Genomic DNA, 22633 nt, shown 5'->3' on the forward strand with positions numbered 1-22633 from the left:
CATCCGTAGCTCAGCTGGATAGAGTACTCGGCTACGAACCGAGCGGTCGGAGGTTCGAATCCTCCCGGATGCACCATTCTTAATCTCACTCGTCGCGAAGAGAAATCTTCAAGCGGGTGGAAGAAAAGAAAGTGTTACCAGGGAGGATAACGTTGCTTAAGCAACGACCCGCAGGGTGAGGCGCTAGCGCCGAATCATCCTCCCGGATGCACCATTCTTCAAGTCTGGCTTTATTAGCAAAGCCGGCACGCGGTAAAAATAGTAATGCATCCGTAGCTCAGCTGGATAGAGTACTCGGCTACGAACCGAGCGGTCGGAGGTTCGAATCCTCCCGGATGCACCATCTAAGAGAAGCCCGCCTTAGCGGGTTTTTGCTTTTCTGTTATTCGTGAAACAGGCAAGCGGCAAAAACAGTCATGCATCCGTAGCTCAGCTGGATAGAGTACTCGGCTACGAACCGAGCGGTCGGAGGTTCGAATCCTCCCGGATGCACCATGTTTAACTCCCCGTATCGCGAAGAGAAATCTGCAAGCGGGTGGGAGAAAGGAAAGTGTCCTTGGGGAGGATAACGTTGCTTTAGCAACGGCCCGCAGGGTGAGGCGTTGACCCCGAATCATCCTCCCGGATGCACCATCTAAGAGAAACCCGCCAAGGCGGGTTTTTCGCTTTTCAGCATTTAGCCATTCTCTCTTCACCCCTTTCCTTCTTTGCACCCGATCGATCACAGCACATTCCGCTATGACGCAGTCAGCGACAACCCAACGGCTTTACGCTAAAGTAGTTTTCTTTCCTCAACGATCATGGAGTAACGATGTACGACCGCTATCAGGGTCTTATTTTCGACATGGACGGCACGATTCTGGACACCGAGCCAACGCACCGCAAAGCGTGGAGTGAAGTGCTGTCGCGTTATGGCATGACGTTTGATGAAGCGGCTATGGTGGCGCTGAGTGGTTCACCGACCTGGCGCATCGCTCAGGCGATTATCGCCAGCCACCAGGCCGATCTCGATCCCCATCATCTGGCCGCGGAGAAAACCCGCGCGGTGGAGGCGATGCTGTTGGACAGCGTGCGCCCGTTGCCGCTGATCGAGGTGGTAAAATCCTATCACGGTCGCCGTCCGATGGCGGTCGGTACCGGCAGCGAGCACCGCATGGCGGAAATGCTGCTGCGTCATCTCGGCCTGTTCAACTGCTTCGACGCGATCGTCGGTGCGGACGACGTACAGCGCCATAAACCTGAGCCGGACACCTTCCTACGCTGCGCCGAACTTATCGGCGTGCCGCCGGAAAAGTGCGTGGTGTTTGAAGACGCCGAGTTCGGCATCCAGGCGGCAAAAAGCGCCGGTATGGACGTGGTAGACGTTCGCACGCTGTGAGTAGTACGCTAGCCGTAATATCGTTATTTGGCAGCAGCTTCCTTAGTGCGACGCTGCTGCCGGGAAATTCAGAAATCGTTCTGGTCGCTTTGCTGACCCAGAGTCGCGTCTCGCCGGAATTGCTGGTGCTGGCCGCGACCCTGGGCAACACGCTGGGCGGCTTGACCAATGTCATTATCGGGCGCCTGTTACCGGCGTTGAAACCACAGCGGGGGCTGGCAACGGCGCTCGGGTGGCTGCAACGCTTCGGCCCGGCTGCGCTGTTGCTCAGCTGGGTGCCGGTGGTGGGCGATTTGTTGTGCGTGTTGGCAGGTTGGCTGCGCATGCCCTGGGGCTCTGTCGCGCTGTTTCTGTGTATCGGAAAGGCGCTGCGTTACATCGTTTTGACTATGATAACGGTACAGGGCATCGCCTGGTGGCAGTAACCAAGTGAATATAACTCAATATTCTCTCGGGTGCGGATTCAGTATGCTTACGAGTTATTGTTTTTAGAAGCGGGAGGTCAATTTGATCCCGGACGTATCACAGGCGCTTTCTTGGTTGGAAGCCCATCCTCAGGCATTAAAAGGCATTCGTCGCGGCATCGAGCGTGAAACGCTGCGAGTCACGCCGAACGGCACCTTGGCGACTACCGGGCATCCGGAAAAGCTGGGGGCGGCATTGACGCACCACTGGATCACCACGGATTTCGCCGAGGCGCTGTTAGAGTTCATTACGCCGGTTGATGACAATATCGATCACCTGCTGACGTTCCTGCGCGATATTCATCGCTACGTAGCGCGCAATATTGGCGATGAGCGCATGTGGCCGCTCAGCATGCCGTGCTTTATCGAAGCCGAGCAGGATATTGAGCTGGCGCAGTTCGGTTCGTCGAACATCGGCCGCATGAAGACGCTGTACCGCGAAGGGCTGAAGAATCGCTATGGCGCGTTGATGCAGACCATTTCCGGCGTGCACTACAACTTCTCGCTGCCGCTGGAGTTTTGGCAGGCCTGGGCTGGCGTGCAGGACGCAGAAAGCGGTAAAGAGCAGATCTCGGCGGGGTATTTCCGCCTGATCCGCAACTACTACCGTTTCGGTTGGGTGATCCCGTATCTGTTCGGCGCATCGCCGGCCATTTGTTCTTCGTTCCTCAAAGGACGCGAGACCACTCTGCCGTTCGAACGCACCGAGCAGGGGATGTGCTACCTGCCGTACGCCACCTCGCTGCGTCTGAGCGATCTGGGTTACACCAACAAGTCGCAGAGTAATCTGGGCATCACCTTCAACGATCTGCACAGCTATGTGGCCGGTTTGAAGCGGGCGATCGTTACGCCTTCCGAAGAGTTCGCCAAGCTGGGCGTGAAAGAGGGTGACCGCTACCTGCAGTTGAACAGTAACGTGCTGCAAATCGAAAACGAGCTGTATGCGCCGATCCGGCCGAAGCGCGTGACCAAAAGCGGCGAGACGCCGTCAGACGCGCTGCTGCGCGGCGGTATCGAATACATCGAAGTGCGTTCGCTGGATATCAACCCGTTCTCGCCGATCGGCGTGGATGCGGTGCAGGCGCGTTTCCTGGATCTGTTCCTGGTGTGGTGCGCGCTGGCCGATGCGCCGGAGATGAGCAGCGATGAACTGCTGTGCACGCGCAAGAACTGGAACCGGGTGATTCTGGAAGGGCGCAAGCCGGGCCAGACCATCGGCATCGGCTGTGGCGCCAGCCATGAACCGCTGGAAAACGTGGGCAAGGCGCTGTTCGCCGATCTGCGTCGGGTGGCGGAAGTGTTGGACGGCGAAGCCGGCAACCGTCAATACCAGCAGGTGTGCGATGAGCTGGTCGCCGCATTTGACGACCCTGAGCTGACCTTCTCCGCGCGCATTCTGAAGGCGATGAAGGCGGAAGGCACCGGGCGCGTCGGTCTGCAGCTGGCGGAGCAGTATCGCCAGACATTGCTGGAAGAGCCGTTGGAAATCCTGAACGAAGACGAGCTGGATAAAGAGCGGGAAGCCTCTTGGCAGCGTCAACGCGACATAGAAGCCAATGATACGCTAAGCTTTGAAGCGTTCCTGAAGCAAAACGGCGGAAGCTGAAAAAGAAAAAGGCCACATCAATGTGGCCAAATATGCATCTCTGATGACAGGGATGATGATAACAAATGCGCGTCTTTCACATACTCAGACTCGCAGGGTTGGAAAAGGTTTCCCGGTTAGGAAAAAAAGTTTCGAAATAAATGCTCTTTTACGAGGAGGTAGCGAAATGCCATTGCTGGATAGCTTTACCGTCGATCATACCCGTATGGCAGCCCCGGCTGTCCGCGTTGCGAAAACCATGAAAACGCCTCATGGCGATACCATCACGGTATTTGATCTGCGCTTTTGCCGCCCGAACCTGGAAGTGATGCCCGAACGCGGCATTCACACGCTGGAACACCTGTTCGCCGGCTTTATGCGCGACCACCTGAACGGCCAGGGCGTGGAGATTATCGACATCTCCCCAATGGGCTGCCGCACCGGTTTCTACATGAGCCTGATCGGCGTGCCGGAAGAGCAGCGCGTTGCCGATGCCTGGAAAGCGGCGATGGCCGACGTGCTGAAAGTGACCGACCAGCGCAAGATCCCTGAGCTGAACGAGTACCAGTGTGGTACCTACCACATGCACTCGCTGGAAGAAGCGCAGGAAATCGCCAAGCACATTCTGGATAACGGCGTGGTGGTGAACCACAACGACGAACTGGCGCTGCCGAAAGAGAAGCTGCAGGAGCTGCATATCTGACCGTACGTTTCCCGCAGAAACAAAAAAGACGCGATTTCGCGTCTTTTTTACGTTCTGGCCGGCGGTCAGTGATGGCCGACGCTGGACTGCAGCGAGGTGATCGGCGTGACCCGCACCTGTTTGATCATGTTGCCCTGTACGTCGAGAATGTCGATATCGTAATGGCCGATACGCACCCGGGTGCCGATTTCGGGGATCTCTTCCAGTTCTTCCAGCAGCATACCGTTGACGGTACGGGCTTCATTGGCCGGCAAGGTCCAGTTGAAGGCCTTGTTCAGCTCCCGCACGTTGGCGGTGCCGTCGATCAAGACCGAACCGTCGCTCTGCGGCGTGACTTCTTCCGCCAGCGTCGGTGACATCGAGGTGGTGAAATCGCCGACGATCTCTTCGAGAATGTCTTCCACCGTGACCAGGCCCTGAATGTCGCCGTACTCGTCGACCACGATGCCGACCTTCTCTTTATTGCGCTGGAATTTCACCAGCTGCACGTTGAGCGGCGTGCCTTCCGGTACGAAGTAGATCTCATCGGCGGCGCGCAGCAGGTTCTCTTTGTTGAACTCTTTTTTCTCGGTCATCAAGCGATAGGCTTCGCGCACGCGCAGCATGCCGATTGCATCGTCCAGCGAGCTGCGATACAGCACGATGCGGCCGTGTGGCGAGTGGGTCAGCTGGCGCATGATTGACTTCCAGTCGTCGTTGACGTCGATGCCGACGATCTCGGTGCGCGGCACCATGATGTCGTTGACCGTCACCTTTTCCAGGTCCAGCACCGAGATCAGCATGTCCTGATTGCGGCGGGAGATCTGCGACTGGGATTCACGCACGATGGTGCGCAGCTCATCCTTGCTGACGGCGTCGCTGATGCGCACGTTGGTGCGAATGCCGAACAGGCGCAAGGTCAGGCTGGTGATGCCGTTGAGCAGCCAGACCAGCGGGAACATCACCTTTTGCAACGGTGCCAGCAGGACGCTGCTGGGGAAGGCGATGCGTTCCGGATAGAGCGCGGCGAAGGTTTTCGGCAGCACTTCGGCGAACAGCAGCACGGCGAAAGTCAGTATGCCGGTCGCAATCGCCACGCCCAGATCGCCATACAGCCGCATGCCGACGATGGTCGCCAGCGCCGAGGCAAGGATGTTGACCAGGTTGTTGCCGATCAGCACCAGGCCGATCAGCCGATCCGGTTTTTGCAGCAGCTTCTCCACCCGGCGCGCCGAGCGGTTGCCCTGTTTGGACAGGTGACGCAGGCGATAACGGTTGAGCGTCATCATGCCAGTTTCGGAAGCGGAGAAGTAAGCGGAGACCACGATCATGATCACCAGGATAATGATGAGGGTCCCCGTCGACACATGCTCCAATGCAGTATTCCTTATAGAGAGGGAGAATTGGACCGGGCTGGCCTAGCGCACCATCACCTGCTGAATCAGACGGCTGCCGAAGTAGGCGAGCGTCAGCAGAAAGGCGCCGGCGAAGCTGAACCAGACGACGCGGCGGCCGCGCCAGCCTTCATGGTAATGGCCCCACAACAGCACGATATACACGAACCAGGCCATGATCGACAGCACGGCTTTATGCACGTTCTCTTTGCTGAACAGGTTATCCATGTACAGCAGGCCGGTGCACAGGGTGAGCGTCAGCAGCACCACGCCGATCTGGGTGATATGGAACATCTTGCGCTCGATGCTCATCAGCGGCGGCATGTCGGCACTAAAGGTCAGCTTCTTGTTTTTCAACAGGTAGTCGAGCCAGGCGAGCTGTAAGGCGTAGAGTGCGGCGATGATCAGGGTGGCGTAAGAGAACAGCGCCAGGCCGATATGCACCATCAATTCCGGGCTGGCTTCCAGGTGAGTGATGAACTCGCCGGGCATGAAGCTGGCGAAGGCCAGATTGATCATCGCGAAGCTGTAGACGATCGGCAGCAGGAACCAGCCGCGATCGCGTGAAGCGACGAAGGTCATCACCGAACAGATGATCAGGCTGACGATAGAACCAATGTTCAGCAGGCTGAGATTCTGCCCGGCGCTGACGTCAAAGATGCGCTGCTGCAGCGCGATGGCGTGGCAAATCAGCGCCACCACCGCCGAGACGAGGGCGAGCCGACGGTATGCGCTGTTCTTCCGCAACAAGCTGGGAATGATCAGTCCAAGGCTGAGCAGGTAGGCCATCAAAGCCACAATGGAGAAAACTGGCATAGCGTTTAATTTTGCTTCGGCGTGGTTAATTGGAGTGTCAGTATAGCGTTGCGCGCGTTTCACTCCAACCTATCTCCAACGCTGAGGCAGAGATCCTGCGCGCTTCGTGTTATCATCGGCGCAATTGTGTCGCCGGAGCGGCCTGTCATTACACGTTGAGCATGAGACGATGTTTGAAAATTTAACCGATCGATTGTCGCGCACGTTGCGCAATATCAGCGGCCGCGGGCGGCTGACCGAAGAGAATATCAAGGAAACCCTGCGTGAAGTGCGTATGGCATTGCTGGAAGCGGACGTTGCGCTGCCGGTGGTGCGCGACTTCATCAACCGCGTCAAAGAGAGCGCGGTTGGCCATGAAGTCAACAAGAGCCTGACGCCGGGGCAGGAGTTCGTCAAGATCGTCAAAGGCGAGCTGATCGCCGCGATGGGCGAAGTCAACACCGAGCTGAATCTGGCGGCTCAGCCGCCGGCCGTGGTGCTGATGGCGGGCCTGCAGGGCGCCGGTAAAACCACCAGCGTCGGTAAGCTCGGCAAGTTCCTGAAAGAAAAACAGAAGAAGAAAGTGTTGGTGGTTTCCGCGGACGTTTATCGCCCGGCGGCGATCAAACAGCTGGAAACGCTGGCGGAAGGCGTCGGCATCGACTTCTTCCCGTCTGACGTCAAAGAAAAACCGATCGACATCGTCAATCGCGCGCTGCAACAGGCCAAGCTGAAGTTCTACGATGTCCTTATTGTCGATACCGCCGGCCGTCTGCACGTTGACGAAGCGATGATGGACGAGATCAAACAGGTGCACGCGGCGATCAAGCCGGTGGAAACTCTGTTCGTGGTCGACGCCATGACCGGCCAGGACGCCGCCAATACCGCCAAGGCGTTTAACGAAGCGCTGCCGCTGACCGGCGTGGTGCTGACCAAGGTCGACGGCGATGCGCGCGGCGGTGCGGCGTTGTCCATCCGCCATATCACTGGCAAGCCGATCAAGTTCCTCGGCGTCGGCGAGAAGACCGAAGCGCTGGAGCCGTTTTACCCGGATCGCGTGGCATCGCGCATCCTGGGCATGGGCGACGTGCTGTCGCTGATCGAAGATATCGAAAGCAAGGTCGACCGCGAGCAGGCGGAGAAGCTGGCCAACAAGCTGAAGAAGGGTGACGGTTTCGATCTGACCGACTTCCTGGAGCAGCTCAAGCAGATGCGCAACATGGGCGGCATGGCTAACATGCTGAGCAAGCTGCCGGGCGCCGGCCAACTGCCGGACAACGTCAAGTCGCAGATGGACGACAAAGTGCTGGTGCGCATGGAGGCGATCATCAACTCGATGACGCTGAAAGAGCGCGCCAAACCGGAAATCATCAAGGGCTCGCGCAAGCGCCGCATCGCGATGGGGGCCGGTATGCAGGTGCAGGACGTCAACCGCTTGCTGAAGCAGTTCGACGAAATGCAGCGTATGATGAAGAAGATGAAGAAAGGCGGTATGGCGAAGATGATGCGCGGCATGAAAGGCATGATGCCGCCGGGCTTCCCAGGCCGCTGACGGGCCCCCGCACGCTGAGTGCGGGCGCTTTCAGCATTCGCCGTTCGCGGTGAAAACCGCCCGAAATTTGACAGGCTGCAAAAGTTGTCCCCTGCGATCGACGCTTTAGATTGCTTTTTGCGCCAAAATGAGTAAAATTTTCGGGCTTTTTATATTGCAACCGGGCCCCGTCCCTCAATGGGGCCCGGCTGTTTTATTAACTAAAGAGGATGTTATGGTAACAATTCGTTTGGCACGTGGCGGCGCTAAAAAGCGTCCGTTCTATCAAGTAGTAGTGACCGACAGCCGCAACGCTCGTGATGGTCGTTTCATCGAGCGCGTAGGCTTCTTCAACCCGATCGCTTCTGGTCAGGCTGAAGCATTGCGTCTGGACCTGGACCGCATCGAGCACTGGGTTGGTCTGGGTGCAACCGTTTCTGATCGCGTTCACGCGCTGATCAAAGACGCTAAGAAAGCAGCTTAATCTGTCGCGGTGGTGGCAATGAGCAAGCAACTCAAACCGGTAGCGCCTAAGCAGCCGATTGTACTCGGTAAAATGGGGTCCGCTTACGGCATTCGTGGTTGGCTCAGAGTGTTTTCATCCACCGAGAACGCCGAAAGCATTTTTGACTATCAGCCGTGGTTTATCCAGCAGGCGGGTCAGTGGCAGCATATCGAGTTGGAAGACTGGAAGCGCCACAGTCAGGATCTGATCATCAAGGTCAAAGGCATTGACGATCGGGACGCGGCGAATCTGCTGACTAATCGCGAGATTATGGTGGATTCAGAGCAACTTCCTCCGCTGGAGGGTGACGATTACTACTGGAAAGACCTGATGGGCTGCCAGGTAGTCACCACCGCCGGCTACGAGCTGGGTAAAGTCATCGATATGATGGAAACCGGCTCGAACGATGTGATGGTTGTGAAAGCGAACCTGAAAGATGCGTTCGGCATGAAGGAGCGGTTGATTCCGTTTCTTCATGGGCAGGTTATCAAGAAAGTCGATCTCACTGCCCGCGTGATTGAGGCAGATTGGGATCCTGGTTTTTGACCCCCGGATCAAACGGTCGAAGCAAGTGGAATAACGGTAAGGGGATTGGCTTGTGTTCATCGGTATTGTAAGCCTGTTTCCTGAGATGTTCCGCGCTATCACCGATTACGGGGTGACTGGCCGGGCAGTAAAAAATGGCCTGCTGAGCGTGCAGTGTTGGAGTCCGCGCGACTTCACCTACGACCGGCATCGTACCGTGGACGATCGCCCTTACGGCGGCGGCCCGGGAATGCTGATGATGGTGCAACCTTTACGGGAAGCCATTCATGCGGCGAAAGCAGCGGCAGGCGAGGGAGCAAAGGTGATTTATCTGTCACCTCAGGGGCGCAAGCTGGATCAAACCGGCGTGTGCGAACTGGCGGCCAATCAGAAGATGATTCTGGTGTGCGGCCGTTACGAAGGGATAGACGAGCGCGTAATCCAAACCGAAATTGACGAAGAATGGTCAATCGGCGATTACGTTCTCAGCGGCGGGGAACTGCCGGCGATGACCCTGATTGATTCAGTCGCCCGTTTCATACCGGGTGTGCTGGGCCATCAGGCCTCAGCGGAGGAAGACTCCTTCGCCGACGGATTGCTGGACTGCCCGCACTATACCCGCCCCGAGGTGTTGGAAGGAATGGAAGTACCGCCGGTTCTGCTGTCGGGCAACCATGCCGAGATACGTCGCTGGCGCTTAAAGCAGTCGCTGGGCCGAACCTGGCTTAGAAGACCTGAACTTCTAGAAAGCCTAGCTCTGACTGACGAGCAAGCGGTGTTGCTGGCTGAGTTCCAACGGGAACATCAGACCAGGCAACAGGACTATGAAGGAAGCGTCTGACATCAGACGGGACCGATATATCAGTTTACCTAGGGTAAGAGACATATTATGAGCAACATTATTAAGCAACTTGAACAAGAGCAGATGAAACAAGACGTACCTGCATTCCGTCCGGGTGATTCCGTGGAAGTGAAGGTATGGGTCGTTGAAGGTAGCAAAAAACGTCTGCAGGCATTCGAGGGCGTGGTTATCGCTATCCGTAACCGCGGTCTGCACTCTGCATTCACTGTTCGTAAGATTTCCAACGGCGAAGGTGTTGAGCGCGTATTCCAGACTCACTCCCCAGTAATCGACAGCATTACTGTTAAACGTCGTGGTGCCGTTCGTAAAGCTAAACTGTACTACCTGCGTGAACGTACTGGTAAGGCTGCTCGTATCAAAGAGCGTCTGAACCGCGTTAACTAACGCTGCATCCAAAAGTTAATAGTTATCAGGGGTTGGCATTGTGCCAACCCCTTTTTTTATCTGAAAAATCTATCACGTTGCATTTGAGAGGCTTAGCTGCCTGGCCGTGACATTAAAAAGCCTCCGTCAGCGGGCTTTTGGCATTACAGCGCGGCGGCGCTTTGTTTATGTTGATTTTCCGGCGGGTGCGGCTGCGCCGGGACAATGTCATCGCCAGGTTTGACTATCACCCGTGCAACGGACTCGTGCGTGGCGAACGTGCAACTGCAATTGATGTTGCGGCATTGATGGTAACGCTCTTTGGTCGACTCGCTCAAATAGCGGCTGGAGCGAGTGTGGGCCACGTGACCGCATAGTGGACAGTGCATCATAAGAACCCCCTTGAACAAATTAAGTGAAATTGGTGTGGCATCATCCTTTGGCGAGCGAACTCGTCATCATGAGGCAATGCCTTGCAAGCACAGTGCGCGTTCCATGGCGCGTCGCTGTTCCAGCCCTTTGTTTTTCTTTCCGTTTACGTAAACCCAGCGTGGCAGCTGATCGCAGGCCTGCCGCCACTGGCGCTGTTGCAGCAGCGCGACCAGCGTAGAGCGGCAGGCTGCGCTGACGCCCACATTGAAGGCGAAAGCGATCACCGCATCATAGGTTTGTTGCGAGAGCGTATCCGGCAGGCAGGTGGCCATGCCGCGCTCGGTGCGGCGAACATCGTCGACCAAATCCATCGCGGCTTTGCGTTCATCGATCGCTTTACCAGGGATGACGCCAGCGGTGTGCCCAATGCCCTGCGTCCACACCCCGGCGCTGCACTGGTAAGGCGACAGGCGGCAACCTTCGAGATCGGCGATCAGCCTGAGACCGGCTTCTGAGGTTTGCAGCTCGCCAAATGACGGCAACAGCACGGCGATGGCCAAAACGGCGGCGACGCTGCAGCGCTTAACGGTTGCACTCATCGTAAATGTTCCTCCGAGATGTCGCATTGCGCTCAATGGCCTTCAAGATCTGCAGGCTTTTACGTCGGTAGTACCAGTTCACCAGAAACGTGCCGATGCCTACCGCCGCACCGACTAAAAAGGCAATGTCCTGCGGAGACAGCTTGCCGAGCCAGGCGAGAAACAGCGCCATGGCGTAGGTGATGAATGAGGTGATTTTCTCCATAGCCTTATGCTCGCTTCGTTTACAGAATCTCGGGAGCCGGAGGCATCGATGCGTGAGAGCTCGCTATCGATATCCATCATGCTCCTGGTCTGTATGATAATTACTGTATATGCATACAGTATTAAGCTATTTGCTAAAGTCGTCAATGGGTGGGATGAATATTTTTAGCAGATTGTGCAAAAGAGGGCGGCCGGCATAAAAAAAGCCCATCAATGATGGGCTTCGAGAAATAATGGGGGGATATTATAGGCCGTAGACCAGCGTGACCGAGGTCGTCGTGTCGGTGTTCTTCGGCGCCGAGGCCGGCGGTTTGCTGTTGTAGGTCACGGTGTAAGCTACGCGCAATGAGAAGCGATCGTTGATCGCCACGTTCAACGCGCTTTCCGAGTTCAGCGTGGTTTCTTCGTTCGCCAGCGCGGAAACGCCCTGAATGAACTTGGTGTTATCGGTCAACTGATAGGAATAGTTGGCCGCACCATAGGCTAGCCCCTTGGTTGCACGGCCGCCGCCATGGTACTCGTCATGGCGCACGCCGGGACCGAATTCCACCCGCAGGTCACTGAGCGGCCCGTTAAGGAGCTGACGGCCGTAGCCGCCGGTCAGCGTGGAGCGTGAGTCGTAACCGTTGAAACGGTCACTCAGCCAGCTGGCCTGACCGAACAGGTAGTTGCGATCGGTCAGGTTATAGCGCGTACGGCCACCGGCCTGGTATTTTTCGGACGAGCGCACGTTGGAGGAGGTGGTGTTGTTGGCCGCCCCCCACAGGCTGTACGCCGCGTCGCTATTGAACCAGGTCATGTTGGTGTTGGCCAACAGGGTGGAGCTCTGCGAGTTGCCTGACTGGGCGTTGTAGCCCGCCTGCACGTTGCCTTCGAACGGTTTCTTGGCGGTGGCCGGATCGTCCATCGCGGTGAAAAGCGTATTGTCGGCAAGGGCTGAAACACTGGTGAAAGTCGTTAAGCAGCAAATATACAGCGGAAAAGCGCGACGAGCGCGAGAAGAGAGCATCTTGGATCCAGTTGTTAAGGGGAATTATTGTTGATGACGATCACATTATATCGGTTCATTTCGGCGACAAAAATAGCCGTCATTAGCTTAAGTTTTTAATTTTTATCCCTCATTTATTCGCTTTTCTTCTACTTAAAATCATCGCTTTTGGCGGCATTTCGTGCTGATCCTGCTTCGCACAGGCGTCGGTGCCGAGATCGGCGGCGTATCTTCGCTGTAAAATCATGTGTACAAATAAATTTACATATATTCATTTTTCTTAGACCGGGTGGCTAAGGTGTGGTGAAGTTTTTTTTGATTTATTAAATACATGTATTTACTGTATTTATATTGGTTTTTTCAACTCTTTTTCAAAGGTGATTTAATCAGGATAATTGCGGTAATTTTTTATTTACGGAAAATGGATTGAAAACTTTACATATCGTGATAGGGTAGAGCCCTGAAACGCTCAATGTTCCATTTCAACGCATAACGCCAAACGACAGGAATAGCATCATGCAAAAAGACGCGCTCAATAACGTACACATCAGTGCAGAACAGGTTCTCATCACGCCGGAGGAGCTGAAGAACCAGTTCCCGCTCAGCGCCGACGACGAAAATGAGATCGCCACTGCGCGCAACACTATCGCCAACATTTTGCAGGGGCGCGATCATCGCCTGTTGGTGGTGTGCGGGCCTTGTTCGATCCACGATCCGGACGCGGCGCTGGACTACGCCCGTCGTTTGAAAACCCTGGCGGCTGACTTGAGCGATCAGCTGTATATCGTTATGCGCGTCTACTTTGAAAAACCCAGAACCACTGTCGGCTGGAAAGGTTTGATCAACGATCCGTACATGGACGGTTCGTTTGACGTTGAAGCAGGCTTGCATATCGCGCGTCGCCTGTTGCTGGATTTAGTGGGCATGGGCTTACCTTTGGCTACCGAAGCGTTGGATCCGAACAGCCCGCAGTACCTGGGGGACTTGTTCAGCTGGTCGGCGATCGGTGCGCGCACCACCGAATCTCAGACCCACCGCGAAATGGCCTCCGGCCTGTCGATGCCGGTCGGCTTCAAAAACGGCACCGACGGCAGCTTGGGCACCGCCATCAACGCCATGCGCGCCGCCGCTATGCCGCACCGCTTCGTCGGCATCAACCAGGCAGGCCAGGTTTGCCTGCTGCAGACGCAGGGCAACCCGGACGGACACGTGATCCTGCGCGGCGGCAAAACCCCGAACTACAGCGCTGAGCACGTTGCGGCCTGTGAAAAACAGATGCTTGAGGCGGGACTCCATCCGTCCTTGATGATAGATTGCAGCCATGGCAACTCGAATAAAGACTATCGCCGTCAGCCGGCGGTTGCCGAGTCCGTGGTGGAGCAGATCAAGGCGGGTAACCGTTCGATCACCGGCATCATGCTGGAGAGCCATCTGCATGAGGGCAACCAGTCTTCCGAACAGCCGCGTGCAGACATGCGTTACGGGGTGTCCGTCACCGATGCCTGCATCAACTGGGAGAGCACGGAAACTCTGCTGCGTCATATGCATCAGGAACTCGGCGCTGCGCTGACGGCTCGCACGGGAGAAAAGTAAGTTATGGTGGCAGAACTGACCGCGCTGCGCGATCAAATCGATGAGGTGGATAAAGCGCTGCTGGATCTGCTGGCGAAACGCCTGCATCTGGTAGCGGAAGTGGGCGAAGTCAAAAGCCGTCATGGCCTGCCGGTTTACGTACCGGAGCGCGAAGCCGCGATGCTGGCCTCGCGTCGCCAGGAGGCGGAAAACCTCGGGGTGCCGCCGGATCTGATCGAGGACGTCTTGCGCCGCGTGATGCGCGAATCGTACGTCAGCGAGAATGATAAAGGCTTTAAAACTCTGTGTCCGCAGCTGCGGCCGATCGTCATCATCGGCGGCAACGGCCAGATGGGCCGGCTGTTCAACCGCTTGCTGACGCTGTCGGGTTATCAGGTCAGGGTATTGGATCAGGAAGATTGGCCGCAGGCGGAACAGCTGCTGGCAGACGCCGGCATGGTGATCGTCAGCGTGCCGATCCATGTGACCGAGCAGGTGATAAGCCGCCTGCCGACGCTGCCTGCCGACTGTATTCTGGTGGATTTGGCGTCGGTGAAGAACCGTCCGCTGCATGCGATGTTGGCGGCGCACAGCGGCCCTGTGGTGGGATTGCACCCGATGTTCGGCCCGGACGTGGGCAGCGTGGCGAAGCAGGTAGTGGTTTACTGCGATGGCCGCCAGCCGGAGGCTTACCAATGGTTGCTTGAGCAGCTGCAGGTGTGGGGCGCGCGGCTGCATCGCATCAGCGCGGTCGAACACGATCAGAACATGGCGTTTATTCAGGCGCTGCGGCACTTCGCCACCTTCGCCTACGGGCTGCACTTGGCGGAAGAGAACGTGCAACTGGAGCAACTGCTGGCGCTCTCTTCGCCAATCTACCGGCTGGAGCTGGCGATGGTTGGCCGCCTGTTTGCGCAGGATCCGCAACTTTACGCCGATATCATCATGTCGTCGGAAGAAAACGTGGCGCTGATTAAGCGTTACTACCAGCGCTTCGGCGAGGCGATAAAGCTGTTGGAGCATGGCGACAAACAGGCGTTTATCGACAGTTTCCGCAAGGTGGAGCACTGGTTCGGCGATTACGCCCAACGCTTCCTGGTGGAGAGCCGCACGCTGTTGCGGCAGGCTAACGACAGCCGACAGTAAAACGCGGGCGGTAAACGTAAAGGGTTCGGCTTGGCCGAACCTTTTTTTATGGTTTCAGGATGGGTTGACCGGCACCACGGTGTCGCTTGGGTAACAGCCCAGTACCTTCAGCGAGCGGGTGATTGGCGCCAGATCGCGCAGCGCTTTTTGCATCGCGTCGGCACGCAGATTGGCTTGCACATCGATATAAAACATCTCTTCCCACGGATTGCCGTTGATCGGGCGTGATTCCAGTTTGGTCATGATGATGCCGTTGTCGCGCAGAACCAGCAGCGCTTCGACCAACGCGCCGGATTGCTGGCCGGTCGCCATAATCAGCGTGGTTTTGGCCGGCACCTGTTCAGATACGTCGATCGCTTTGCGCGCCAGGACGATGAAGCGAGTGATGTTCTGCTGTTGGTTGGCGAGGTTGTGTTCCAGCACCTGCAGCCCGTACAACGCGCCGCCGGCCTCGCTGCCCAGCGCCGCCACCTTCGGCGAATTCAGCTTGGCGACTTTCTCCATCGCCGCGGCGGTGCTTTCGGTGTACTCGATTTTCCAGTGCGGGAAGCGGTTAAGGAACTGGCTGCACTGTTGGAACGGCTGCGGATGGCTGTAGACGGTTTCAATCTGGCTCAGGTCGCTATCGCCGGCCACCAGAACACAGTGGTCGATCGGGTTGGTCAGTTCGCCGACGATCGACAGGCTGGTGTGCTGCAGCAGATCGTACACCTCGTTAATCGAACCGGAACTGGTATTCTCGATCGGCAAAATTGCGTAGTCCGCCTGGCCGGTTTCCACCTGGGCGAAGATATCCTGAAACTTCTGGCAACCGCATTCGATCAGCCGATCGAAATGGCGGGCGGCATATTGGCGTGCCGCCAGATGTGAATAAGAGCCTTTCGGGCCGAGGAAGGCGATGCGTGCGGCGTGCTGGCTGACAGGGTTGAGCTGGTGCTGCAGCAGCGCCTGCTGGGTCAGGACGGAATCTTCGATAATCAGTTGGAACAGGCGGGTGACGTAGAAGCCGTCCAGGTCGTAGGGTTTGGCGGCGGCGATCAGCGCATCCAGCAGATCGCGTTCGCGCTCTTTGTCGCGGATCGGACGGTGAGAGTGCAGCTTGGTCTTGCCGACTTCGATCGCCAGTTCACGGCGTTCCGCCAGCAGGGCCAACAGTTTCAAGTCCAGTGCGCTGATGCGCTTGCGCAGCACCAATAACGGGTTGTCAGTCATAATCAGCTTCCGCCTTCAATTCTTATTCGTTGTAAAACAGCCATAAAAAAAGCCTCCTGTTTCCAGGAGGCCTTGTTGTTCGTCTTCGCATTCTTTCTTACACGACGAAACGCCTCCCAGTCAGGGGAAGGTAAAAAAGAATGCGAAGAAAAACGGTGTGCGTGGCATGGTCTACCTAAGGTTAATGCGAACAGGTTTTAAAGTAACCGCTGGCTTTTACCCCGTCAACAAAAATACCCGACAAAAAACGCGCCCTCGGGCGCGTTTGATGCGGCAACCGCAGTCGGAGGGTTATTCCTGCTCTTGCGTGACTTCCGGCACGATGTCTTTCACGCTGGCATTGCAGCGGCGCGCTTCGCCTTTGTGCTGCACCTTGTTCAGCTGGCGCTCCAGCTTGGCGATCAGCTCATTAACGGCGGTATACATGTCATCATGTTTGGCGCTGGCGACCAGCGGGCCGTTAGGCGTGGTAATGGTAGCATCGGCGACAAACCCTTGCGGTTCTTTGGATAAGACGATATGCGGGTTAATCAGCTGGGTCTGCCATTTTTCCAGTTTGGTGAGACGGTCTTCGACGTGATTGCGGATTGCGGGAGTGATATCCATTTGTTTGCTGGTAATGTTCAATGTCATATAACTTACCTCTCTGTCTTTCCGTCTTGGTGAATCCAGCATACCCCGCTTTTTGTTTAAATGCGTGATGTAAATCACGATTTTTTGTCACTTTTTGCAAAGTTAGTTCAATCTGTGATTCAGCATTTGAATTGGCTATCTAATGCTTGAGAGTTGTCGCCGGATGGCGCATTATTGATGAGTTGACCGGTGAGGAGCACTAGCTAACACCGTGTTTTTACTTGTGTATTTTTCCAGTGAAAACCAGGTCGACGCCAATGAAAACGGCAGCCGAGGCTGCCGTTTTGCTTTTCTGCCGTTGCCGACGCGCGCTTATTGCGGGTTGGCGGCGATCACTTTGGCCACTTTGTCAGCCTGGCCGTTCAGCTGCAGCTGCTTGTAGGCATTTTCCATCAGCGGCAACACGTCGTGCGTCGCTTTGGTATCCGGGAATTCACGCAACATCTGCTCGGCGCGATTAACGACCGCGACGTAAGCACCGCGTTTAGTGTAGTATTCCGCCACCGAAAGCTCATACTTGGCCAAGCGGTCTTTCAGATACACCAAACGCTTGTTGGCGTCGGTCGCGTATTGGCTGTTCGGGTATTGCTGAATCAACTGGCTGAAGTCGCGGAACGCAGCGCGAGCGTGCTGAGGATCGCGGTCAGAACGGTCAACCCCGAAGAAGCCCTGCAGCGCGCTGTCATCGAGCGCCATGTCGGTCAGACCGCGCATGTACATCACGTAATCGATGTTCGGGTGCGTCGGGTTCAGACGCATGAAGCGATCGATGGATGCCTGAGCCATCGGCAAGTCGGCGGCCTTATAGTAGGCGTAAATCAAATCCAGCTGGACCTGCTGGGAATACGGCCCGAAAGGATAGCGGTTATCTAACGCTTCGAGTTGCGTAATCGCGCCCTTGAAGTTACCGTCCTGCAGTTTTTGCTGCGCGGTAGCATAGATTTCCGAAGGTGGGTTGTCGGGAACCGCATCCTTGGATGTGGAGCAACCTGCCAGCGCCAGGCTCAACGTGGCTGCCGCCACCAGATATTTCATACGCGTCATGACGTTTTGATTATCCTCAGGGTGTTATTCCGGGAGACTGTCCGTTAAGCTCCCGACAAAGACCAGGTACAATAGCACATTATATTAAACGGCATCGCCGTGAAAACCCAACGTTAACGAAGAAGCTGCATATGGCACAACAAGTACAACTCACCGCAACGGTGGCCGAATCTCAACTCGGACAACGTTTAGATCAGGCTTTGGCCGAATTGTTCCCTGATTATTCGCGATCTCGCATAAAAGAGTGGATCCTGGGCGATCGGGTGAAGGTCAATGGCAAAACGTCAAACAAACCGAAAGAGAAGGTGCTGGGCGGAGAGACCGTCGCCATCGATGCACAGATTGAAGAAGAGGCGCGTTGGGAGCCACAGGATATCGCGCTGGATATCGTCTATGAAGACAGCGACATCCTGGTGATCAACAAACCGCGCGATTTGGTGGTGCACCCTGGCGCCGGTAACCCGGACGGCACGGTGCTCAATGCGCTGCTGTATCACTACCCGGAAATCGCCGACGTGCCGCGTGCCGGCATCGTGCACCGTCTGGACAAAGACACCACCGGCCTGATGGTGGTGGCGAAAACCGTGCCGGCCCAAACCCGGCTGGTGGAAGCGCTGCAGGCGCGTGAAATCACCCGTGAATACGAAGCGGTGGCGATCGGCACCATGACCGCCGGCGGCACGGTAGAAGAGCCTATCGCGCGTCATTCCACCAAGCGTACCCATATGGCGGTGCACCCGATGGGTAAATCGGCGGTAACGCACTACCGCATCATGGAACACTTCCGCGCGCACACCCGCCTGCGCCTGCGCCTGGAAACCGGCCGTACTCACCAGATCCGCGTGCACATGGCCTATATCAGCCATCCGTTGGTGGGCGATCCGCTGTACGGCGGTCGTCCGCGTCCGCCGAAAGGCGCTTCGGAAGCCTTCATCAATACGCTGCGCGGTTTTGACCGTCAGGCGCTGCACGCCACTATGCTGCGTTTGTATCATCCGATTAGCGGTATTCAGATGGAGTGGCATGCGCCGCTGCCGCAGGACATGGTCGATCTGATCAACGCGCTGAAGGCGGACACCGAAGAATTCAAAGATCAGATGGACTGGTAATGAGCTCGCTCATTCTGCCTGACTGGCCGTTGCCTGCCGGCGTTAAGGCCTGCAGCACCACGCGTCGCGGCGGCGTCAGCCTGCCGCCTTATGACTCGCTGAACCTCGGCGCTCACGTCGGTGACGAGGAGCAAACGGTGAAGCGCAATCGGGAACGATTGGTTATCGCCGCCGGCTTGCCGCAGATGCCGGTGTGGCTCGAGCAGGTGCACGGCACTCGCGTGGTGACGTTGACGGGACAAGCGCCCGCCGATCTGCGGGCGGATGCGGTGTACAGCAACGTGCCGGGGCAGGTGTGTGCCGTGATGACGGCGGATTGTCTGCCGGTGCTGTTCTGCTCGCAGCACGGCGACGAAGTGGCCGCCGCTCACGCCGGCTGGCGTGGGCTATGCCACGGAGTGCTGGAGCAAACCGTGGCGGCGTTCAGCGCCGCGCCGGGCCAAATTAGCGCCTGGCTGGGGCCGGCGATCGGCCCGCAGCAGTTTGAGGTCGGGCCGGAGGTGCGCGCCGCTTTCATGGCGGAAGACGCTGAGGCCGCAGCGGCATTTGCCCCGCACGGCGATAAGTTTTTGGCTAATATCTACTTGCTGGCTCGCCAACGCTTGTTGCGTGCGGGCGTTCAGGCCATCTACGGCGGCGACCGCTGTACGGTTAACGAAATGAGCCATTTTTTCTCCTATCGGCGCGACGGAATAACCGGACGTCTGGCAAGTTTAATCTGGCTGATATAACCTATTGAATTAGGACGATCCAACGACGCATGGCGTTGTACCGAAAATTTAGCGTCGAGATAACCTTGAAAATTTGAGGGATGACCTCATTTAATCTCCAGTAGCAATTTCGACCCATCTTGGAGGTGTTATGCGTCTGGATCGTCTTACCAACAAATTCCAGCTTGCCCTCGCCGATGCCCAGTCACTAGCCCTTGGGCACGACAACCAGTTTATTGAACCGCTACATCTGATGAGCGCCCTGCTCAATCAGGAAGGGGGCACGGTTCGTCCACTATTAACTTCCGCAGGTATCGATGCCGGGCGCGTGCGCACCGAGATCGAACAGGCGCTGTCCCGTTTACCGCAGGTAGAAGGCACCGGTGGCGACGTTCAACCATCCCATGAGCTGGTGCGCGTTCTGAACCTGTGCGACAAGCTGGCGCAGAAGCGCGCGGACAAATTCATTTCTTCCGAGCTGTTTGTGCTTGCGGTGCTGGAAGACCGCGGCTCGTTGACCGACTTGTTGAAAGCGGCCGGCGCGACGGCCGACAAAATCAGCAAAGCCATTGAACAAATGAGAGGCGGTGACAGCGTGGAAGACCAAGGCGCCGAAGACCAACGGCAGGCATTGAAGAAATACACGATCGATCTGACCGAACGCGCCGAGCAGGGCAAGCTTGACCCGGTGATCGGCCGTGACGAAGAGATCCGTCGTACCATTCAGGTGCTGCAACGCCGCACCAAAAACAACCCGGTGCTGATCGGCGAACCTGGCGTAGGTAAAACCGCCATCGTCGAAGGCCTGGCGCAGCGCATCATCAACGGCGAAGTGCCGGAAGGGCTGAAGCACAAGCGCGTATTGTCCCTCGATATGGGCGCTTTGATCGCCGGCGCCAAATACCGCGGCGAGTTTGAAGAGCGTCTGAAAGGCGTGCTCAACGATCTGGCCAAGCAGGAAGGCAGCGTTATCCTGTTTATCGACGAACTGCACACCATGGTCGGCGCCGGTAAGGCGGATGGCGCGATGGATGCGGGTAATATGCTCAAGCCGGCGCTGGCGCGCGGCGAGCTGCACTGCGTCGGTGCCACCACGCTGGATGAGTATCGTCAATATATAGAGAAGGATGCGGCGCTCGAGCGTCGTTTCCAGAAAGTGTATGTGGCGGAGCCGAGCGTGGAAGACACTATCGCTATTCTGCGCGGCCTGAAAGAGCGTTACGAACTGCACCACCACGTGCAGATCACCGATCCGGCCATCGTGGCGGCGGCAACGCTTTCGCACCGTTATATCGCCGATCGTCAATTGCCGGACAAGGCTATCGACCTGATCGACGAAGCGGCGTCCAGCATTCGCATGCAGATGGACTCCAAGCCTGAGTCGCTCGATCGGCTTGAGCGCCGCATCATTCAGTTGAAGCTGGAACAGCAGGCGCTGAATAAAGAGTCGGACGACGCCAGTAAGAAACGCCTGGATATGCTCAGCGATGAGCTGGGGCAGAAAGAACGCGAATATTCGGAGCTGGAAGAAGAGTGGAAAGCGGAAAAAGCGTCGCTCTCCGGTACTCAGAACATCAAGGCGGAACTCGAGCAGGCCAAAATCACCCTGGAGCAGGCGCGCCGCGTCGGCGATCTGGGGCGGATGTCGGAACTGCAGTACGGCAAGATCCCTGAGCTGGAGAAACAGCTCGCCGCCGCCACGCAGGCCGAAGGCAAGAGCATGAAGCTGCTGCGCAACCGGGTGACCGATGCGGAGATTGCTGAAGTGCTGGCGCGCGCCACAGGGATCCCGGTGGCCAGAATGCTGGAAGGCGAGCGCGACAAGCTGCTGCGTCTGGAGCAAGAGCTGCATTCGCGAGTGATTGGCCAGGACGAAGCGGTCAGCGCGGTCTCTAACGCTATCCGCCGCAGCCGCGCCGGGTTGTCCGATCCTAACCGGCCGATCGGTTCGTTCCTGTTCCTTGGCCCGACCGGGGTGGGGAAAACCGAGCTCTGCAAGGCACTGGCTTCGTTCCTGTTCGACAGCGACGACGCCATGGTGCGTATCGACATGTCCGAGTTTATGGAGAAGCACTCCGTCTCTCGTCTGGTCGGCGCGCCTCCGGGTTATGTCGGCTATGAAGAGGGCGGCTACCTGACGGAAGCCGTGCGCCGCCGGCCTTACTCGGTGATCCTGCTGGATGAAGTCGAGAAAGCGCACCCGGACGTATTCAATATTCTGTTGCAGGTGTTGGATGACGGCCGCCTGACCGATGGCCAGGGCCGCACCGTCGATTTCCGCAATACTGTGGTGATCATGACGTCCAACCTGGGGTCGGATCTGATCCAGGAGCATTTCGGTCAGATGAACTACGCTCAGATGAAAGAGTCGGTGATGGAGATGGTGAGTCACCACTTCCGTCCGGAGTTCATCAACCGTATCGACGAAGTGGTGGTGTTCCATCCGCTGGGCGAGAAACACATTGCTGCAATCGCCAAGATTCAGCTGTCGCGTCTGTACAAGCGTTTGGAAGAGCGCGGTTACGAAGTGACCATGACCGAACCGGCCCTGGCACTGTTGAGCAAAACCGGTTACGACCCTGTGTATGGTGCGCGTCCGTTGAAACGTGCTATTCAGCAGGAGATCGAGAACCCGCTGGCGCAGCAAATCCTGTCTGGCAAGCTGATCCCCGGCAAGCTGGTAACGCTGGATGTGGAAAACGACCATATCGTTGCACGCCAATAACGACAGTTAAGCCTATTAAAGAAAGGGAGCGGGTGACCGCTCCCTTTTCTTTATCTTCGTTTGCTCCTGTTTGCAGGGTTTGCCGCTATTACTGCGCTAAAACCGGTGTTTTTTGACTAATAAACATCCTAAAAAGGTATTTCTGGTGATTATTTGAACGCTTGAAAAGTTTTTTGCAATTAGGGGTTGCGGCCTGCCGAGAACTCCCTATAATGCGCCTCCACTGACCGGGAAC

At 56.8% G+C, this 22633-nt stretch carries 24 protein-coding genes, 2 tRNA genes and 1 other annotated feature; of the genes, 16 read left to right on the forward strand and 10 right to left on the reverse strand.

The window, feature by feature from the left end; genetic code table 11:
• Positions 1-266: 266 nt before the first annotated feature.
• The 6 genes from ACTJJ6_RS15365 to luxS all read left to right on the forward strand — a co-directional run bounded on the left by ACTJJ6_RS15365 (position 267) and on the right by luxS (position 4130).
• Positions 267-343 (forward strand) — tRNA-Arg (locus tag ACTJJ6_RS15365).
• A gap of 75 nt (positions 344-418) precedes the next feature.
• Positions 419-495 (forward strand) — tRNA-Arg (locus tag ACTJJ6_RS15370).
• A 316-nt stretch (positions 496-811) separates the two neighbouring features.
• Positions 812-1378 (forward strand): fructose-1-phosphate/6-phosphogluconate phosphatase, encoded by a 567-nt coding sequence (yqaB, locus tag ACTJJ6_RS15375; protein ID WP_004932523.1) that lies wholly within the window; start codon positions 812-814, stop codon positions 1376-1378.
• A complete protein-coding gene (locus tag ACTJJ6_RS15380) occupies positions 1375-1803 on the forward strand; it encodes a YqaA family protein (RefSeq protein ID WP_025159656.1) in 429 nt (142 codons plus the stop codon). The genes yqaB and ACTJJ6_RS15380 overlap by 4 nt, the downstream gene beginning before the upstream one ends.
• An 82-nt stretch (positions 1804-1885) precedes the next feature.
• Entirely contained in the window at positions 1886-3448 is a 1563-nt protein-coding gene (gene gshA, locus ACTJJ6_RS15385) for a glutamate--cysteine ligase (RefSeq protein ID WP_049298906.1), read from the forward strand.
• A gap of 166 nt (positions 3449-3614) precedes the next feature.
• Positions 3615-4130, forward strand: a complete 516-nt coding sequence (gene luxS, locus ACTJJ6_RS15390) for an S-ribosylhomocysteine lyase (RefSeq protein WP_004932513.1) — start codon at positions 3615-3617, stop codon at positions 4128-4130.
• 65 nt (positions 4131-4195) lie between these two features.
• Here the strand turns inward: luxS and ACTJJ6_RS15395 are convergent, their stop codons facing one another.
• Together ACTJJ6_RS15395 and ACTJJ6_RS15400 are read right to left on the reverse strand one after the other, a co-directional pair.
• On the reverse strand, positions 4196-5485 hold the full coding sequence (locus ACTJJ6_RS15395; RefSeq protein WP_016929024.1) for an HlyC/CorC family transporter: 1290 nt from the start codon (positions 5483-5485) through the stop codon (positions 4196-4198).
• A gap of 42 nt (positions 5486-5527) precedes the next feature.
• Entirely contained in the window at positions 5528-6319 is a 792-nt protein-coding gene (locus ACTJJ6_RS15400; protein WP_004932506.1) for a cytochrome C assembly family protein, read from the reverse strand.
• 169 nt (positions 6320-6488) lie between these two features.
• Between ACTJJ6_RS15400 and ffh the strand changes: the two genes are divergently transcribed.
• From ffh to rplS, 5 genes are all read left to right on the forward strand, one after another.
• On the forward strand, positions 6489-7850 hold the full coding sequence (gene ffh, locus ACTJJ6_RS15405) for a signal recognition particle protein (protein WP_004932504.1): 1362 nt from the start codon (positions 6489-6491) through the stop codon (positions 7848-7850).
• 214 nt (positions 7851-8064) lie between these two features.
• On the forward strand, positions 8065-8313 hold the full coding sequence (gene rpsP / locus ACTJJ6_RS15410) for a 30S ribosomal protein S16 (RefSeq protein ID WP_004932501.1): 249 nt from the start codon (positions 8065-8067) through the stop codon (positions 8311-8313).
• A gap of 18 nt (positions 8314-8331) precedes the next feature.
• Positions 8332-8880 (forward strand): ribosome maturation factor RimM, encoded by a 549-nt coding sequence (gene rimM, locus ACTJJ6_RS15415; protein WP_019455135.1) that lies wholly within the window; start codon positions 8332-8334, stop codon positions 8878-8880.
• Between the two features lie 52 nt (positions 8881-8932).
• Positions 8933-9700 carry a tRNA (guanosine(37)-N1)-methyltransferase TrmD gene (trmD, locus tag ACTJJ6_RS15420; protein ID WP_016929022.1) on the forward strand — a complete coding sequence of 256 codons (768 nt, stop codon included), beginning with the start codon at positions 8933-8935 and terminating at the stop codon, positions 9698-9700.
• Positions 9701-9748: 48 nt separating this feature from the next.
• Complete coding sequence (rplS, locus tag ACTJJ6_RS15425) at positions 9749-10105, forward strand: 50S ribosomal protein L19 (RefSeq protein ID WP_015376707.1); 357 nt, start codon at positions 9749-9751, stop codon at positions 10103-10105.
• A 143-nt stretch (positions 10106-10248) separates the two neighbouring features.
• Here the strand turns inward: rplS and ACTJJ6_RS15430 are convergent, their stop codons facing one another.
• From ACTJJ6_RS15430 to ACTJJ6_RS15445, 4 genes are all read right to left on the reverse strand, one after another.
• On the reverse strand, positions 10249-10476 hold the full coding sequence (locus ACTJJ6_RS15430; RefSeq protein WP_016929021.1) for an ogr/Delta-like zinc finger family protein: 228 nt from the start codon (positions 10474-10476) through the stop codon (positions 10249-10251).
• A gap of 66 nt (positions 10477-10542) precedes the next feature.
• Entirely contained in the window at positions 10543-11055 is a 513-nt protein-coding gene (locus ACTJJ6_RS15435) for a lysozyme (protein WP_110146708.1), read from the reverse strand.
• Entirely contained in the window at positions 11039-11260 is a 222-nt protein-coding gene (locus tag ACTJJ6_RS15440) for an HP1 family phage holin (protein WP_016929019.1), read from the reverse strand. Before ACTJJ6_RS15440 ends, ACTJJ6_RS15435 begins: the two co-directional genes overlap by 17 nt.
• A 243-nt stretch (positions 11261-11503) precedes the next feature.
• On the reverse strand, positions 11504-12268 hold the full coding sequence (locus ACTJJ6_RS15445) for a DUF481 domain-containing protein (protein WP_028127834.1): 765 nt from the start codon (positions 12266-12268) through the stop codon (positions 11504-11506).
• 495 nt (positions 12269-12763) lie between these two features.
• Here ACTJJ6_RS15445 and ACTJJ6_RS15450 point away from each other — a divergent pair, with 495 nt between their 5' ends.
• Entirely contained in the window at positions 12764-13840 is a 1077-nt protein-coding gene (locus ACTJJ6_RS15450; protein WP_016929016.1) for a 3-deoxy-7-phosphoheptulonate synthase, read from the forward strand.
• Positions 13841-13843: 3 nt separating this feature from the next.
• Entirely contained in the window at positions 13844-14965 is a 1122-nt protein-coding gene (gene tyrA / locus ACTJJ6_RS15455) for a bifunctional chorismate mutase/prephenate dehydrogenase (protein WP_033641292.1), read from the forward strand.
• Between the two features lie 54 nt (positions 14966-15019).
• Here tyrA and pheA read toward each other — a convergent pair whose 3' ends face one another.
• The 4 genes from pheA to bamD all read right to left on the reverse strand — a co-directional run bounded on the left by pheA (position 15020) and on the right by bamD (position 17854).
• Positions 15020-16177 (reverse strand): bifunctional chorismate mutase/prephenate dehydratase, encoded by a 1158-nt coding sequence (pheA, locus tag ACTJJ6_RS15460; protein WP_337055556.1) that lies wholly within the window; start codon positions 16175-16177, stop codon positions 15020-15022.
• Positions 16178-16219: 42 nt separating this feature from the next.
• Positions 16220-16346, reverse strand: a sequence feature (Phe leader region).
• On the reverse strand, positions 16298-16345 hold the full coding sequence (locus tag ACTJJ6_RS15465) for a hypothetical protein (RefSeq protein ID WP_101428074.1): 48 nt from the start codon (positions 16343-16345) through the stop codon (positions 16298-16300). Its footprint overlaps the feature before it by 48 nt.
• Before the next feature lie 122 nt (positions 16347-16468).
• Entirely contained in the window at positions 16469-16810 is a 342-nt protein-coding gene (gene raiA, locus ACTJJ6_RS15470; protein WP_004932457.1) for a ribosome-associated translation inhibitor RaiA, read from the reverse strand.
• Between the two features lie 312 nt (positions 16811-17122).
• The gene (gene bamD / locus ACTJJ6_RS15475) at positions 17123-17854 is read right to left on the reverse strand and encodes an outer membrane protein assembly factor BamD (protein WP_004932456.1); all 732 of its coding nucleotides are present in this window, start codon (positions 17852-17854) and stop codon (positions 17123-17125) included.
• A 131-nt stretch (positions 17855-17985) separates the two neighbouring features.
• Here bamD and rluD point away from each other — a divergent pair, with 131 nt between their 5' ends.
• From rluD to clpB, 3 genes are all read left to right on the forward strand, one after another.
• On the forward strand, positions 17986-18963 hold the full coding sequence (gene rluD, locus ACTJJ6_RS15480; RefSeq protein WP_440802628.1) for a 23S rRNA pseudouridine(1911/1915/1917) synthase RluD: 978 nt from the start codon (positions 17986-17988) through the stop codon (positions 18961-18963).
• Positions 18963-19694 carry a purine nucleoside phosphorylase YfiH gene (gene yfiH / locus ACTJJ6_RS15485; protein WP_049298908.1) on the forward strand — a complete coding sequence of 244 codons (732 nt, stop codon included), beginning with the start codon at positions 18963-18965 and terminating at the stop codon, positions 19692-19694. Before rluD ends, yfiH begins: the two co-directional genes overlap by 1 nt.
• A 130-nt stretch (positions 19695-19824) precedes the next feature.
• On the forward strand, positions 19825-22398 hold the full coding sequence (clpB, locus tag ACTJJ6_RS15490) for an ATP-dependent chaperone ClpB (protein WP_025301647.1): 2574 nt from the start codon (positions 19825-19827) through the stop codon (positions 22396-22398).
• The last annotated feature ends 235 nt before the right edge of the window (positions 22399-22633 follow it).

Origin of the sequence: Serratia sp. 22278 (genome assembly GCF_052045405.1) — a bacterium.
Taxonomy (GTDB): domain Bacteria; phylum Pseudomonadota; class Gammaproteobacteria; order Enterobacterales; family Enterobacteriaceae; genus Serratia; species Serratia marcescens.

What these genes read in the sequence shown, in the direction of transcription:
- yqaB (WP_004932523.1), top strand. Translation starts at nt 812, where the DNA reads ATGTACGACCGCTATCAGGGTCTTATTTTCGACATGGACGGCACGATT.
- luxS (WP_004932513.1), top strand. Translation starts at nt 3,615, where the DNA reads ATGCCATTGCTGGATAGCTTTACCGTCGATCATACCCGTATGGCAGCC.
- ACTJJ6_RS15400 (WP_004932506.1), bottom strand. Translation starts at nt 6,319, where the DNA reads ATGCCAGTTTTCTCCATTGTGGCTTTGATGGCCTACCTGCTCAGCCTT.
- ffh (WP_004932504.1), top strand. Translation starts at nt 6,489, where the DNA reads ATGTTTGAAAATTTAACCGATCGATTGTCGCGCACGTTGCGCAATATC.
- rpsP (WP_004932501.1), top strand. Translation starts at nt 8,065, where the DNA reads ATGGTAACAATTCGTTTGGCACGTGGCGGCGCTAAAAAGCGTCCGTTC.
- rimM (WP_019455135.1), top strand. Translation starts at nt 8,332, where the DNA reads ATGAGCAAGCAACTCAAACCGGTAGCGCCTAAGCAGCCGATTGTACTC.
- rplS (WP_015376707.1), top strand. Translation starts at nt 9,749, where the DNA reads ATGAGCAACATTATTAAGCAACTTGAACAAGAGCAGATGAAACAAGAC.
- ACTJJ6_RS15430 (WP_016929021.1), bottom strand. Translation starts at nt 10,476, where the DNA reads ATGATGCACTGTCCACTATGCGGTCACGTGGCCCACACTCGCTCCAGC.
- ACTJJ6_RS15435 (WP_110146708.1), bottom strand. Translation starts at nt 11,055, where the DNA reads ATGAGTGCAACCGTTAAGCGCTGCAGCGTCGCCGCCGTTTTGGCCATC.
- ACTJJ6_RS15440 (WP_016929019.1), bottom strand. Translation starts at nt 11,260, where the DNA reads ATGGAGAAAATCACCTCATTCATCACCTACGCCATGGCGCTGTTTCTC.
- ACTJJ6_RS15445 (WP_028127834.1), bottom strand. Translation starts at nt 12,268, where the DNA reads ATGCTCTCTTCTCGCGCTCGTCGCGCTTTTCCGCTGTATATTTGCTGC.
- ACTJJ6_RS15450 (WP_016929016.1), top strand. Translation starts at nt 12,764, where the DNA reads ATGCAAAAAGACGCGCTCAATAACGTACACATCAGTGCAGAACAGGTT.
- tyrA (WP_033641292.1), top strand. Translation starts at nt 13,844, where the DNA reads ATGGTGGCAGAACTGACCGCGCTGCGCGATCAAATCGATGAGGTGGAT.
- pheA (WP_337055556.1), bottom strand. Translation starts at nt 16,177, where the DNA reads ATGACTGACAACCCGTTATTGGTGCTGCGCAAGCGCATCAGCGCACTG.
- raiA (WP_004932457.1), bottom strand. Translation starts at nt 16,810, where the DNA reads ATGACATTGAACATTACCAGCAAACAAATGGATATCACTCCCGCAATC.
- bamD (WP_004932456.1), bottom strand. Translation starts at nt 17,854, where the DNA reads ATGACGCGTATGAAATATCTGGTGGCGGCAGCCACGTTGAGCCTGGCG.
- rluD (WP_440802628.1), top strand. Translation starts at nt 17,986, where the DNA reads ATGGCACAACAAGTACAACTCACCGCAACGGTGGCCGAATCTCAACTC.
- yfiH (WP_049298908.1), top strand. Translation starts at nt 18,963, where the DNA reads ATGAGCTCGCTCATTCTGCCTGACTGGCCGTTGCCTGCCGGCGTTAAG.
- clpB (WP_025301647.1), top strand. Translation starts at nt 19,825, where the DNA reads ATGCGTCTGGATCGTCTTACCAACAAATTCCAGCTTGCCCTCGCCGAT.